This is a genomic window from Micromonospora sp. WMMA2032, from assembly GCF_002688545.1.
GTDB classification, from domain to species: Bacteria; Actinomycetota; Actinomycetes; order Mycobacteriales; family Micromonosporaceae; genus Micromonospora; species Micromonospora sediminicola.
The window spans coordinates 1,591,194-1,603,567 of record NZ_CP024052.1; the positions used below are offsets into that span (position 1 = coordinate 1,591,194).

17 protein-coding genes are annotated in these 12,374 nt (G+C 72.2%); 10 read left to right on the top strand and 7 right to left on the bottom strand.

The genetic code is table 11. The annotated features are described in order from the left end of the window. The 3 genes from CO540_RS30305 to CO540_RS06765 are packed head-to-tail and all read right to left on the bottom strand — an operon-like array spanning position 1 to position 565. Positions 1–174 carry a hypothetical protein gene (locus CO540_RS30305; protein WP_172967801.1) on the bottom strand — a complete coding sequence of 58 codons (174 nt, stop codon included), beginning with the start codon at positions 172–174 and terminating at the stop codon, positions 1–3. Then, complete coding sequence (locus tag CO540_RS06760) at positions 171–389, bottom strand: hypothetical protein (protein WP_099161369.1); 219 nt, start codon at positions 387–389, stop codon at positions 171–173. The genes CO540_RS30305 and CO540_RS06760 overlap by 4 nt, the downstream gene beginning before the upstream one ends. Beyond that, positions 386–565 (bottom strand): hypothetical protein, encoded by a 180-nt coding sequence (locus CO540_RS06765; protein WP_099161370.1) that lies wholly within the window; start codon positions 563–565, stop codon positions 386–388. Before CO540_RS06765 ends, CO540_RS06760 begins: the two co-directional genes overlap by 4 nt. Before the next feature lie 410 nt (positions 566–975). On the opposite strand from CO540_RS06765, the gene CO540_RS06770 reads away from it, so the two are divergent. From CO540_RS06770 to CO540_RS06790, 5 genes are all read left to right on the top strand, one after another. After that, on the top strand, positions 976–1,722 hold the full coding sequence (locus CO540_RS06770; RefSeq protein ID WP_099161371.1) for a GntR family transcriptional regulator: 747 nt from the start codon (positions 976–978) through the stop codon (positions 1,720–1,722). 113 nt (positions 1,723–1,835) lie between these two features. After that, complete coding sequence (locus tag CO540_RS06775; RefSeq protein WP_099161372.1) at positions 1,836–2,765, top strand: GlxA family transcriptional regulator; 930 nt, start codon at positions 1,836–1,838, stop codon at positions 2,763–2,765. Positions 2,766–2,780: 15 nt separating this feature from the next. After that, positions 2,781–3,422: a DJ-1/PfpI family protein gene (locus CO540_RS06780; RefSeq protein ID WP_099161373.1), complete on the top strand. Its 642-nt coding sequence runs from the start codon at positions 2,781–2,783 to the stop codon at positions 3,420–3,422. Then, positions 3,419–4,090, top strand: coding sequence for a 1-acyl-sn-glycerol-3-phosphate acyltransferase (locus CO540_RS06785; RefSeq protein WP_099161374.1), 672 nt, complete (start codon positions 3,419–3,421; stop codon positions 4,088–4,090). The genes CO540_RS06780 and CO540_RS06785 overlap by 4 nt, the downstream gene beginning before the upstream one ends. Before the next feature lie 317 nt (positions 4,091–4,407). Beyond that, on the top strand, positions 4,408–4,929 hold the full coding sequence (locus CO540_RS06790; protein ID WP_099161375.1) for a GNAT family N-acetyltransferase: 522 nt from the start codon (positions 4,408–4,410) through the stop codon (positions 4,927–4,929). 37 nt (positions 4,930–4,966) lie between these two features. On the opposite strand, the gene CO540_RS06795 is transcribed toward CO540_RS06790, so the two are convergent. Beyond that, positions 4,967–5,506, bottom strand: coding sequence for a GNAT family N-acetyltransferase (locus CO540_RS06795; RefSeq protein ID WP_099161376.1), 540 nt, complete (start codon positions 5,504–5,506; stop codon positions 4,967–4,969). Between the two features lie 74 nt (positions 5,507–5,580). On the opposite strand from CO540_RS06795, the gene CO540_RS06800 reads away from it, so the two are divergent. The 3 genes from CO540_RS06800 (at position 5,581) to CO540_RS06810 (ending at position 8,514) form a co-directional block, all read left to right on the top strand. Beyond that, positions 5,581–6,078 carry a DinB family protein gene (locus CO540_RS06800; protein ID WP_099161377.1) on the top strand — a complete coding sequence of 166 codons (498 nt, stop codon included), beginning with the start codon at positions 5,581–5,583 and terminating at the stop codon, positions 6,076–6,078. Between the two features lie 68 nt (positions 6,079–6,146). Further along, entirely contained in the window at positions 6,147–7,337 is a 1,191-nt protein-coding gene (locus CO540_RS06805; protein ID WP_099161378.1) for a serine hydrolase, read from the top strand. A 76-nt stretch (positions 7,338–7,413) separates the two neighbouring features. After that, positions 7,414–8,514, top strand: coding sequence for a pentapeptide repeat-containing protein (locus CO540_RS06810; protein WP_216642342.1), 1,101 nt, complete (start codon positions 7,414–7,416; stop codon positions 8,512–8,514). Between the two features lie 14 nt (positions 8,515–8,528). Here the strand turns inward: CO540_RS06810 and CO540_RS06815 are convergent, their stop codons facing one another. Then, positions 8,529–9,041: a DUF402 domain-containing protein gene (locus tag CO540_RS06815; protein WP_099164626.1), complete on the bottom strand. Its 513-nt coding sequence runs from the start codon at positions 9,039–9,041 to the stop codon at positions 8,529–8,531. Positions 9,042–9,164: 123 nt separating this feature from the next. Between CO540_RS06815 and CO540_RS06820 the strand changes: the two genes are divergently transcribed. Further along, positions 9,165–10,049, top strand: a complete 885-nt coding sequence (locus tag CO540_RS06820) for an aminoglycoside phosphotransferase family protein (RefSeq protein ID WP_157779066.1) — start codon at positions 9,165–9,167, stop codon at positions 10,047–10,049. A gap of 54 nt (positions 10,050–10,103) precedes the next feature. Here the strand turns inward: CO540_RS06820 and CO540_RS06825 are convergent, their stop codons facing one another. Continuing rightward, positions 10,104–10,667: a dihydrofolate reductase family protein gene (locus CO540_RS06825; protein ID WP_099161380.1), complete on the bottom strand. Its 564-nt coding sequence runs from the start codon at positions 10,665–10,667 to the stop codon at positions 10,104–10,106. Positions 10,668–10,944: 277 nt separating this feature from the next. Beyond that, positions 10,945–11,490: a DUF4240 domain-containing protein gene (locus CO540_RS06830; RefSeq protein ID WP_099161381.1), complete on the bottom strand. Its 546-nt coding sequence runs from the start codon at positions 11,488–11,490 to the stop codon at positions 10,945–10,947. A gap of 226 nt (positions 11,491–11,716) precedes the next feature. On the opposite strand from CO540_RS06830, the gene CO540_RS06835 reads away from it, so the two are divergent. Continuing rightward, positions 11,717–12,367, top strand: a complete 651-nt coding sequence (locus CO540_RS06835) for a hypothetical protein (protein ID WP_099161382.1) — start codon at positions 11,717–11,719, stop codon at positions 12,365–12,367. Positions 12,368–12,374 lie beyond the last annotated feature (7 nt).

Genomic DNA, 12,374 nt, shown 5'->3' on the forward strand with positions numbered 1-12,374 from the left:
TCACACCACCTTACGGATGCGTACCCTCGGTCGCTCGTTGCGCAGGTGACCCAGCTTGTGCTGGCGGACCTGCTCGTCCCACACCGCCTGGTCGTAGTCCGGCCCCGGCGCGATCCACCGGTGCGACCCGTCGCTGTAGTGGAACTTCTCGTCCCCGGCCCGCAGCACGCTCACCGCAGCCAGCCCAGCAACCGCCGGTGCAACGCCCCGGCGGGCGCCCAGCTCAGGTCGGCCGTCGCCCGCACCAACTGCGCACCCATGTACAGGGCCAGCGACATCGGCGCGTCCTCGTACTCCGCCTTCAACTCCCGCCGCCGGGTCGCGCACGGCCACGGCCCACCGCACCCGCCGCAGGTCCAGATCGGCAGCACCGGCCCGTGGGCGCTCACCCGCCCGCTCCGAGGAAGCGGGCGACGCTCGCGCGGGCCTGCCGGCCGATCGCCCACGTCACCTGCCAGCAGGGGTACGGAGTGAGCCGCGCCCACCACAGCCGACACCCCGCGCACATCCCGTCGAGACCCCGTACGTGCACCGCCAGGATCGCCCGCTCGCCACGGTCGTTCACCCGAACTCCCTCGGCTGCGTCTCTCGTGGGCCTACCGATCCTCGCGACCGCCCGGCTTGAGCCAGCAACCGTTGCCGAGCGCCCGCCTGCTCGCGTTCCTGAATGGCCTGTCCGGTACCGCTTCTGCATGTCCGGGTTCGACGCACCAGCCTGTGGAGCAGTTCAAGGATGCTCGCCGCCACCGTGCCTCCGTCGGCGTCCGCGCAGGCGAGGCCAGGGCATGGCACTCCTGCGGATTCAGGGAGACGTCCCGCTATCGCCAAGCGTGGTTGCTGACCGGAGCCGGGCGATAACGGGCCGCCAAGGAGAAAGTTAGTGCACTAGGTTTCCCGGAGCAAGAGACACGCGTGAACTTGGCACACCAGGTTGCCTGTGATCGACTGGGCGGGCTGACCGGAGGTGCGACTGACATGCCAACACCGCCCGCCTATCTGACGATTGCCGCCGACCTACGCGCCGCGATCCTGTCCGGCGAACTGCCCGCCGGATCGAAGCTGCCGTCGGAATCGGGCCTGATGCGCCAGTACGACGTCAGCCGAACCGTCGTGAAGTGGGCCGTCGCGGTGCTCAAGGGTGAGGGCATCGTGGAGGGTCGGGCCGGCTCCGGGGTCTACGTCAGGGAAACCGCGCGGCTGGTTCGCCACGCAGGAGCCCGGGATCTGCGCACCGGCGACGACGCGACCTCGCCGTTCGCCCGCGACGCGGCTCGCGCGGGACAGCATGGCACCTGGGAGCACGACAGCCGCCACTCGAAAGCAGATGAACGCATCGCGGCTCGCCTCGCTGTCGAACCGGGGTCACCGGTGATGCGGACGACCTACCGCTTCCTCGCGGACGACGAACCGATACAGCTCTCCACCTCGTACGAGCCGCTCCCCCTCACCGCCGGCACTCCGGTGGAGTGGCCGGAAGAGGGTGCCGCCGTGGGGGTCGTCGCCCGCATGGACGCCATCGGTGTCCGCGTGGACGAGGTGGTGGAGCGGGTGAGTTTGCGGGCGGCGACGGCCGAGGAGGTCGACGCGCTCGACCTGCCGGCGCGTACCTTCGTGCACACCATCGAACGGACCTACACCGCTGGCGGCACGCCGGTGGAGACCGCCGACATCGTGTTGCCCGGTGGTCGCTACGACCTCGTCTACCGCATCCCGATCGACTGAGCAGGTGTCGTTGTCCCGGCGGCACGCGTCTGCGACAGTGACCGCGACGCCGTGGCAGAGAAGGTGGGATCCACGACGTTGCTGCCGTTGACACCAGGCCGCAGGCTGGTCGCATGTTCGGCCGTACCGTGCTGATCCTGCTGTTCGCGGGTGTGCAGAGCCTCGACGTGACCGGCCCGTTGGAGGTCTTCGCGGGCGCCGGCCCGGCCTACCGGGTGGTGACCGCCAGTTCCGGTGGCAGGCCGGTCCGCACGTCGAGCGGCCTGACCCTGGTGCCCGACGCGGACCTGTCGGCCGTGCCGGCGCCGGACACGGTGATCGTGCCCGGCGGCGAGGGCACCCGCGACACCGATCCGGCGATCGTCCGGTGGCTCCGGGCGCACGCCTCGGGGGCGCGACGCGTCGTCTCGGTGTGCAGCGGGGCGTTGGTCCTGGCCGAGGCCGGTCTGCTGGCCGGCCGCCGGGCCACCACCCACTGGCGGGTCTGCGGCACGCTGGCGCGGCGGTATCCCGACGTCCTGGTCGATCCGGAGCCGATCTTCGTCCGGGACGGGCCGATCGCCACCTCGGCCGGCGTGACCGCCGGCATCGATCTCGCGCTCGCCCTGGTCGAGGAGGACCTCGGCCGCGACGTGGCGCTGGCCATCGCCCGGCACCTGGTGATGTTCCTGCGCCGCCCCGGCAACCAGACCCAGTTCAGCGCCCAACTGTCCGCCCAGGTCGCCAGCCGTTCCGGCCTACGCGAGGTGCAGCGGTGGATCGCCGACAACCCGCACGCCGACCTGCGGGTCCCGACGCTGGCGCGACGGGCCAACCTGTCACCGCGGCAGTTCGCCCGGGCGTTCACCACCGAGGTCGGTGAGACACCGGGCCGCTACGTCGACCGGGTACGCCTGGAGACCGCGCGCCGCCTGCTGGAGGAGGGCGACGACAGCGTCGACCGGATCGCCGGACGGTCCGGGTACGGGACGAGCGAGGCCATGCGGCGCGCCTTCGTCCGCGCACTGGGCGTTCCGCCCTCCGAGTACCGACGCCGCTTCTGACCCGGGGAGGGTTCCTTGCAGATCGCGTTCCTGCTCTTCGACCGTTTCACCGCACTGGACGTCGTCGGCCCCTACGACGTGCTCAGTCACCTGCCCGGCGCGCGGGTCACCCTCGTCGCCGAACGTCCCGGCCCGGTTCGCAACGACGTCGGCAGCCTCCACCTGTACGCCGACGCGGCGCTCGCCGACGTGACCCGCCCGGAGGTGATCGTCGTTCCGGGCGGCCCCGGCCAGAACGCGCACATGCACGACGGCCCGGTCCAGCGCTGGCTGCGCGCCGTCGACCCGCACAGCACGTGGACCGCCTCGGTCTGCAGCGGCTCGCTCCTGCTCGCCGCCGCCGGCCTGCTCGCCGGCCGTCGCGCCACCACGCACTGGCTGCTGCGCGACGACCTGGCCGCGCTCGGCGTCGTCGCGTCGCCCGAGCGGGTCGTCTTCGACGGCAAGTACGGCACCGCCGCCGGCGTCTCCGCCGGGCTGGACCTCGCCTTCGCCCTGGCCGGCCGGATCGCCGGTGACACGGTCGCGCAGGGCATCCAACTCGCCCACGAGTACCAGCCGCAGCCGCCCTACCGGGCCGGCGATCCGGCGACCGCGCCGGACGCGGTCGTCGCGGCGGTCCTCGCCCGGCGTTCGGCCATCGTGGGGCGCGCATGAGCGGCCACGGGCGCGGCCACGCCGCCCTCCGGGCGACGCTCGGCCCGGTGCTGCGCGCGGCGGTCCGGTTGCGGGTTGAGGGGGTGGAGAACATTCCGCTGAGCGGGCCGATCCTGCTCGCCTCCAACCACCTGTCCGTCACGGACTCGACGTTCCTGCCGCTCGCCGTACCCCGGCCGGTGACCTTCATGGCCAAGGCCGAGTACTTCACCGGACGGACCGTCCTGGGGCGACTCACGGCCCGGTTCATGACCGCCGGCGGTCAGGTCCCGGTCGACCGGGACGACCGGCGCGCCGCGGTGGCGTCCCTGGAGACCTGCCTGCGGGTGTTGACCGACGGCGGGGTCTTCTGCATCTATCCGGAGGGCACCCGCTCCCCGGACGGCCGCCTCCATCGGGGCCGCACCGGGGTGGCCTGGCTGGCGCTCAGCTCCGGCGCACCGGTCGTCCCGGTGGCCATGTCCGGCACCGACCGGGTGCTGCCGCCCGGACGGACACTCCCCCGCCCGGCGCGGGTCCGGGTGGCGTTCGGCAAGCCGGTCGACCTCCGTGTGCTCGGCGGCGATCCCGGCGACGCGCGGTCCCGGCGGATCGCGACCGACGCCGTCATGGCCGCCGTGGCCGAGCTGTCCGGCCAGGAGTACGTGCCGCGGTACGCCCGGCCGTGACGTCCCGCGCCGCCGGTCCGGCCAGAGCGACCGGCAGTAGGCGTGGAGGCAGTGGTTGCGGCACCGCCGACGGCGCCGCGACCACATTGTGATGCAGATCACTCGCCTCGCTCATGCTCAGCCCTCGCGCGCCGGGGTGCACTGCCTCGCAAGTAGCCACTCACCCACCCTGAAACCCCCGGAGACCGCCCGGGCGAGCACACACGTACTCCCCCAAACCAAACGGCCCCGCCGACGGCAGAAACGGCCTGTGGAGATGATCCACAGGGGATTCGCGGGGATCGCCGGAGGCCCGGACGGTGGCTACGGTGGCTCGCATGCCAACTCTGATATCGCCCACCACCAGCCTGTATGCCGCCTTCCAGGACTGCCGCGAAGACTGGGGACCCGGTCTGCACGAGGACGGCTTCGGCATCGGCCCCGAAGACGACCTGGACTCGCCCGACGGCTTCGCCGACTGGGTGCGGCGACGCGTCCGGCTCGACCACGGGGCCGGAGCGCCATGCCCCGACGAGCGGCACGCCTCCTGCCGGTGGATCGTCGAGGACGGGCAGGTGCTCGGGGGGATCGCGATGCGGCACTGGCAGGACGACGACCTGGGCCAGATCGGCTACGGCGTACGTCCCTCCGCGCGCCGCCGCGGCCTGGCGAGCTGGGCCCTGGGCGAGATGCTCCGCGAGGCCCGCACCGTGCTGGGTCTGCACCGGGTGCTCATTCCCTGCCTGGAGGACAACCTCGCCTCGGCGCGCACCATCGAGAGCCAGGGCGGCGTGTTCCAGGGAATCCTCGACACCGGGCAGGTCCGGGTGCGCCGCTACTGGATCACGCTCAGCCGCTGACCTGCCCACCGGCTGGCGGAAGGGCCGGCCGGTCGCGCTAAGGCGTCCAGTCGCGCCGGAGCAGGCCGTAGATCACCATGTCGGCGAAGCCGTCGCCGTCGTACTCGCGCTCCCGCTGGGTGCCCTCGTGCGTGAAGCCGCACTTCTCCGCGGTCCGCCGCATGGCGGTGTTGCTGGCCAGGGTCTCCAGCTCCAGGCGGCGCAGGTTGCGGTTGCGGAAGCCGTACCGGCAGAGCAGCCGGACCACGTCGGTCCCGTACCCCTGGCCGCGCGCCTCGGGCAGCAGCGAGATGCCGAGGTGGGCGTATCCGTTGAAAGTGTTGAGCCCCCACAGCGAGCTGCCGCCGAGGAACGTGCCGTCCGCCACGGTCTCGGCGAGCAGCGACACCCCGTCGTCGACCTCGGCCGGGTCGCTGATCCGCTTTTCCAGCCGGGCCCGGACCTGGCCGACGTGGTGCGGCACGAACGGGCCGTCGTCGCTGAGCAGGTGCAGTTCGGGGTCGCCGTGGAGGCGGAACAGGTTCGGCGCGTCGTCGGGCGTGGGCGGGCGCAGCCGGACCCGGTCGGTGGCGAACATGCCGCGACGCTAACAGCCGGGGTACGACGCCACGAACGAGTTAACGCCGGCCGCCGGTCTGGAATGCTTCGTCCATGCCGTCCTTCCCGCCCACCTTCGCCGCCGAGGTCGTCGCGCAGCCCGCCCGGGCCCAGTTCGAGGCGTTCCTCGACGAGCACCGCGACGCGCTCGACCGCTGCCTCGACGGGCTGACCGAGGAACAGGCGCGCCGGTCGTTGGTGGCCTCCCGAACCACCCTGCTGGGTCTGGTGAAGCACGCGACCTTCGTGGAGAAGGTCTGGTTCGACGAGGCGGTCACGGGCCGGTCGCGCGCCGAGATCGGCATCCCGGAGCGGTCGGAGGACTCGTTCCTGCTCGACGACGGGGACACCGTCGCCGGCATCCGGCAGGCACACCGCGCGGCCTGCGAGGCGTCCCGCCAGGCGACGTCGTCGCTGGGCCTGGACGACGTCCTCACCGGGCACCGGCGCGGGCCGCTCCCGCTGCGGTGGGTCTACCTCCACGTGCTGCGTGAGCTGGCCCAGCACTGCGGGCACGCGGACATCCTCCGGGAACAGGTCGTCGCCGGCTGACGCGCGGGGGCACGTGCGATCGTCGCGCGCCGGGTACCGTGCGAACGGGCGGGACGAGGAGGAGAGCGATGACCGGTGGCGGCCTCTCGTCGAAGCGGCTGGTGCGGCTGCGCGACCTGCTCAACCGGCACGTCGACACGGGCTTCGTCCCGGGAGTGGTCACCGTCCTCGCCCGCCACGGCCACGTGCACGTCGAAGCGGTGGGCCGGCTCGCGTTCGAGGGCGCGGGGTCGGGCACGCCGATGGCGGCCGACACGATCTGCCGCCTGGGTTCGATGACGAAGCCGGTCGTCTCCGCGTGTGTGATGACGCTGGTCGAGGACGGCACGCTCCGCCTCGACGACCCGGTCGACGACCTCCTGCCCGAGCTGGCGGACATGACCGTGCTCGCCGACCCGCACGGGCCCCTGGACGCCACCGTCGCCGCGCAGCGCCCGATCACGCTGCGGGACCTGCTGGTCGGCACCCTCGGCACCGGCATGGTCCCCGCCGAGCCGGGCACCGTCCCGATCGCCGACGCCCTGGACGCGCTCGACTACGCGTCACCGGACGGGTGGATCCGCCAGCTCGGCGCGCTCCCGCTGGTTCACCAGCCCGGCGAGCGCTGGATGTACGACGTCGCCGCCAACGTCACCGGCGTGCTCGTCGCCCGGGCCACCGGCATGTCCTTCAACGACGCCATCCGCGAGCGGGTCTGCGACCCGCTCGGCATGCGGGACACCGCGTTCAGCGTGGCCGCCGGAAACACCGACCGGCTGGCGACGGCGTACGCGCAGGACGACGCCCCCACCGGCGAGCCGGTCGTCGAGGACGGCCCCGACGGGCGGTTCAGCCGGCCCCGGGCGTTCGAGTCCGGCGGCGGCGGGCTCGTCTCCACCGCCGACGACTTTCTCGCTCTCGCCTCCGCCCTGCTCGCCGGCGGCGTCCACCACGGCGAGCGGGTGCTCTCCCGGCCGGCGGTCACACTGATGACCAGCGACCACCTGACCCCGGAGCAGAAGGCGGTGTCCGGCTTCTGGCCCGGATACTTCGACGCCATCGGCTGGGGATTCGGGATGTCGGTCCGCACCCGCCGCACGCACCTCGGGCCCTCGGTCGGCAGCTACGGGTGGCCCGGCCTCTACGGCACCGCCTGGTACAACGACCCCGCCGAGGACATGACGGCAATCGTCATGATGCAGCGGGCGCACGCGGGCGACCAGAGGCTGCCGATGTGGCACGACCTCTGGACGGCCGTCTACCAGTCGATCGACGACTGACCGCGGGCCTGTGGGACCGAACGAGCCGGGTGGCGGACGGCGACGCGGGCGCGATCTGCCGGTAGGTCGGCGCGCGGTGGCGGCCGTCGTGGGTGCGGCGATCGGACTGGCCGTTCTCGCCACGGCGTTCGTGGTGCTGCCGGGCCTGGTGGTCGGGCACGACCTGGCCGGAGCGAGCGTCTCCGCGCCGGATCGGCTGACCGCGGTGGGCGAGGTCCGCAAGACGATGCTCCAGGCGCTCGCCGGCGTCGTGCTGTTCTTCGGCGCCTACGCCACGTGGCGGCAGCTCCGGGTCAGTCAGGACAGCCTGCGTGCCACCCAGGAGAGCAACCTGACCGACCGCTTCAGTCGAGCGGTCGACCAGCTCGGCAGCGACAAGCTGGACGTGCGCATCGGCGGCCTGCACGCGCTGTGGCGGATCGCGGAACACGCCCCCCGCGACCGGGAGGCGGTCATCTCGATCCAGGCCGCCTTCCTGCGTACGCACCTGCCCTGGCCGCCGCACGCCGCGGGAGCGCCCGCGGCGGACGTCGACATCAACGACGTCGCGCCGCTGGAGACGCGTGTCGCCGACGCCCAGGTCGCGCTGACCGGGCTGGGTGTGCTGTGCCAGCACCACCGGGAACAGCGCTGGGTCAACCTCAGCGACACGGATCTCCGTCGGGCGGACTGCGACGGGCTCTGGCTGCCGGAGGTCAATCTCGACCGGGCCTGCATGGAGTCGGCGGGCCTCTTCCACGCCAACCTCACCCAGTCGTCCCTGGTGTCGACGAACCTGCGACACGCCGACCTCAAGACGGCCGTCCTGCGCCGCGCCCGGTGCGTCGGGGCCGACCTGCGCGGGGCCCGGCTGGTGGAGACAGACCTGCGCGACGCCGACTTCGGCGAGGCGGACCTCCGCGAGGCGAACCTGCGCAAGACCGACGCCACCGGCGCCGTCTTCCGCCGCGCCGATCTGCGTCTGGCCGACCTGCGCGGCGCCGATCTCGGCGCCGCCACCCTCACCGGGGCGCGGTTGGACGGCGCTCTCGCCAGCGATCTCACCCGGTGGCCCGCCGACTTCGACCACCTCGGCGCCGGCGTCGTCGTCACCGACGACCCCGGCCCCGAGCCGCCGCCCCTGCTCCAACCGCCCGGGATCACGACGAAGGCCCCGCGGCTCCGGTCGATCCCCTGACCGGGGATCCAGACTCACATCGGCTGGTCGAGCAGCTGCCAGCCGCGGCGCAGCCACGGTTCCGTCCCCTGGCGGAGCAGATCCGCGCAGTGCTGTGCCGTGGCCCGGGCCAGCTCGGCGTCGTCCGGGTTCATCCAGCCGTCGCGGCAGGCGTCGTCGTACTCGTCCCAGTCCTCGATCTCGACCCGCCCGTCGACCTCGTGCCGGACCGGATCGAGTTCGAGGTCGACGTACCGCCAGCCGCCCTCGGTGACCTCCGGTGGGCGGCACACGTCGATCTCCAGTCGTCGGTCGGCGGGATCGCCCACCCACCACGCCGCCCACGGCCTACCGGTCGCCAGCAACACCACCACCGGTACGGACAGGGTGCCGCGGTCGTGCGGGGCGCCCCAGGCCGAACCGACCGGCCCGCGCAGCCACGTGCCGTCGCGGTCCTGCCCGACGCACCGCAGGTCGAACCAGAAGACACCACCCGGGCGCTTGATCTTGAACAGACGCACGGTCTCGACGGCCGTCCTGTCGTTCACCCGAGCAGCCTACGGAGACGTACCTCCGACGCGACGCTTACCGGCCAATTCGCTGCCGAGTCCACGGTGCGGGCCGGTCCGAATTCGATCGACAGGGCGATCGAGTGGCTCTACGGTCGCGCGGTGCGCCCCGGAGAGATCGTCGTCGCCGTCGAGCAGGTTCGCGCTCTGATCGACGAGCAGTTCCCGCAGTGGTCGGGTCTGCCGATCGTCGCGCAGCCGTTGACCGGCACCGACAACGCGCTGTTCCGGCTCGGTGACTCGCTGACGGCACGGCTGCCGCGGGCGCCGTGGGCGGTCGACCAGGTGGCGACCGACGCGGCCTGGCTGCCGCGGCTCGCGCCGCACCTGCCGGTGCCGGTGCCGGTGCCGATCGGCCTCGGCCGGCCGGGCGGGGACTATCCGTGGCCGTGGACGGTCGTCCCGTGGCTGGACGGGCACAACCCGCAAGCCGGGCAGGACCTCGTCGACCTCGCCGTCGACCTCGCCGGCTTCGTCCGCGCGATGATCGCGATCGACCCGATGGACGGGCCGGTCAAGGAGGGGATTCAACGCGGCGTACCCCTGGCGCAGCGGGACGAGCTGACCCGCCGGTCGATCGCGGCGCTGGGCGACCGGATCGACCGGCGGGCGGTGACCGCCGCGTGGGACGAGGCGATGGCGGCGGACGAGTGGCCCGGACCACCCGTGTGGCTGCACGGTGACCTGCTCGGAGGCAACCTGCTGGTCGACCGGGGCAGGCTCACCGGCGTCATCGACTTCGGTGCTCTCGGCCGCGGCGATCCGGCGGTCGAGGTTCGGCCGGGCTGGAGCCTGTTCGATGCCCGCGCCCGGGCCGCCTACCGGGAGGCGCTCGGTTTCGACGAGGCGACCTGGGTACGCGGGTGGGCCTGGATGCTGTCGGGCTCGCTCTACTGGTTGGCCGACCTGTGGGACCTGATCAGCGAGGACGACCGCGCGGACACGGTCCGCTCCATCGACCACATCGTCCGTCACCGCCACGACTGACCCGCGTCGAACGCGCACCGGCCGCGGCGCCTCGGGAACAGGGCCGTGCCCCGGTCAGCGGACGAGCGGGCGGTAGCGCAGGTGAACGACGCCGTTGCCGAACCGGCGCTCGCCGAGGAGCGTGTAGTCGGTGCGTCCACCCGTGGGTAGTCCCGATTTGCCGCCTCCGACGGACGTGGGCCAGACGAGCAACTGGCACTCGTCGACCAGGCCGGCCCGGATGGCCTGCGCGGCCAGGTCGGCACCGCCGATGGTGATGTCCCTGTCCGCCGCGGCCTTCAGCTGGCGTACGGCGGCGGGGTCGAAGTGGCGCTCCACCCGGGTGGCAGCCGTCGGCACCTCGCTGAGAGTCGTCGAGTAGACGACCTTGTCTGCCGCCTTCCAGACGCGCGCGAACTCGGCCATGAGTTCGGACTGCGCGGCCAGCGAGGCGTCGGTCTCCCAGACGGCCATCATCTCGTACAGGCGCCGCCCGTAGAGGAACGTGCCCGCCGACCGCAGGAGATCGGTGGTGAACGCGAACACCTCGTCGTCGGGCGGGAACCAGGCGAAGACTCCCCCCTCGTCCTCCATGTAGCCGTCGAGCGACACGTTGTTCACGTAGATCAGCTTTGCCATGCCTCTACCTTCCGGTGCACCCGCGGTGTCACCTTGATCTGCCCGCTGACCGACCGTCACGTCTGTCATCAGGATCCGGCCGGGCGTCTCCACCCTCCGTCTGTTCCACGATCGACGGGGCCCGGGTGCGACGGCATCCCGAGAGAAAGTTGCGGGGACGGTCGACCGACAGGCGCGAGGGATACCGAACGTCCTCGGGAGCCAGTGGTGTCGGATCAGGTCAGCCGATCCCTGCGTGACGGGATCGGAGTACAGGGATACGCCGGGCTCGCGTCCGTCAGTCGGTCCCGCGTTCCCACGGACGCTCGATCCACGGATTGCTGTCGAGGTAGGCCGTGAGCCTGGGAAACCGCTGCCGGGTGCGGGTCTCGTCGGTCAGGTCGCCCGGCGCTCCCACCGGTGTCTCGGGTCCGGACGGGCCGTCGATGGCGAACGGAGCCCCGGTCGCGGCTATGTGCGCATCGAGGGGAAGACCGCAGAACCAGTCGATTCGCGCGTTGTGCCGGTCGGACGCCAACTCGACAAGGCTGTCAGGGTCGTTCTGCACGAGCCGGACGACAGGCCGTCCATGCGACAGGATCCAGTCCTGCACGGCGGAGAAGTCGTCGTCGTCCACGCTGCCCAGAAGCAGTGTCGCGGCGTCCCGGATCGACCAGCGGTACAGGCTGTCCTGCACCTGCAGCCACAGGTCATCGAACCATTCGATCTCGTCCGGGGTCAACGCGCGCAGGCGGCGGCGGAGCACCCGGGCGACGCGTTCCGTGTCGGCGCCCCCCTCCGCTCGGGCGCGTTCCACGATCCGCCAGAAGTCCTCCCACTCCATGGCGCAGACCCTACGAGCCGACTCCGCGTGCCAGGGCCCCGCGGAGGTGCGTTCCGAGGACGCGTGCTGTCAACGCGCAAGCGGGACACGGCATCGTGCTGGTTTCTGGGATGGATACGGCACTGGGCGGCCGGCAAGCCGTGGTTCGACGCCCCCTGAGAGTCGGACGGTCAGCCGCCGGGCGTGCGCCTGCGGGGCGAGGCTCTCGATCGGATATCTTGCCGGCGTGGAGATCCAGGTGCTGGAGGGCACGCTCGTCGAGGTGCCGACACCGGGCATGACGGGCATGGACCGGCGTGCGTTCGGCGAGTTCGTCGGCCCGGGTGGCGAGTTGGCGTCGTACGCGTTCGGCTGGGTCACCGGCTCGGACCCGCACGTCGCTCGACTGTCCGTGGGGATCGGCGCCGGCAATCCCGGCGGCGGCACCTTCCACGCCGTCATCTTCGCCAACGAGGAAGGCCATGCGTTCTCGCTCGTCGACGATCCCTTCGAGCGGGTCCCGCAGGGCGGTCCGGACCTGACGGCGGACCAGTCTCGTGCCCACGAGGACCTGCCGTTCGTGTGGTGGGTGACCGACCACGTCATGGAACACGATCGGCGCGCCCGGTGGATGCAGCACTGGCTCCTGGGCACCACCTGCATCCAGACCGCTCAGGTCTTCGAACGCCACGAGCCCGTGCTGCGGATCAGTCACGACGCGGACGACGGGATCTGGCAGCTCATCGGGACCAGTGACGCGGACGGCAGCAACGGCAGGCTCGGGCACCTGCACCATGCCGTCGACGAGGATCCCAGCCTGATCGACGTCCTTGACCTGCCGCCCGGGCGCAGCGCGGTACGCGCGGCCCCGGGACGACCCTGGACCTGCGACGCCTGACCTCGAT

Coding starts and splice junctions, on each gene's coding strand:
- CO540_RS06805 (WP_099161378.1), top strand. CDS start 6,147: ATGACCGGTGGCGGCCTCTCGTCGAAGCGGCTGGTGCGGCTGCGCGAC.
- CO540_RS06795 (WP_099161376.1), bottom strand. CDS start 5,506: ATGTTCGCCACCGACCGGGTCCGGCTGCGCCCGCCCACGCCCGACGAC.
- CO540_RS06775 (WP_099161372.1), top strand. CDS start 1,836: ATGTTCGGCCGTACCGTGCTGATCCTGCTGTTCGCGGGTGTGCAGAGC.
- CO540_RS06785 (WP_099161374.1), top strand. CDS start 3,419: ATGAGCGGCCACGGGCGCGGCCACGCCGCCCTCCGGGCGACGCTCGGC.
- CO540_RS06830 (WP_099161381.1), bottom strand. CDS start 11,490: ATGGAGTGGGAGGACTTCTGGCGGATCGTGGAACGCGCCCGAGCGGAG.
- CO540_RS06790 (WP_099161375.1), top strand. CDS start 4,408: ATGCCAACTCTGATATCGCCCACCACCAGCCTGTATGCCGCCTTCCAG.
- CO540_RS06825 (WP_099161380.1), bottom strand. CDS start 10,667: ATGGCAAAGCTGATCTACGTGAACAACGTGTCGCTCGACGGCTACATG.
- CO540_RS06800 (WP_099161377.1), top strand. CDS start 5,581: ATGCCGTCCTTCCCGCCCACCTTCGCCGCCGAGGTCGTCGCGCAGCCC.
- CO540_RS06770 (WP_099161371.1), top strand. CDS start 976: ATGCCAACACCGCCCGCCTATCTGACGATTGCCGCCGACCTACGCGCC.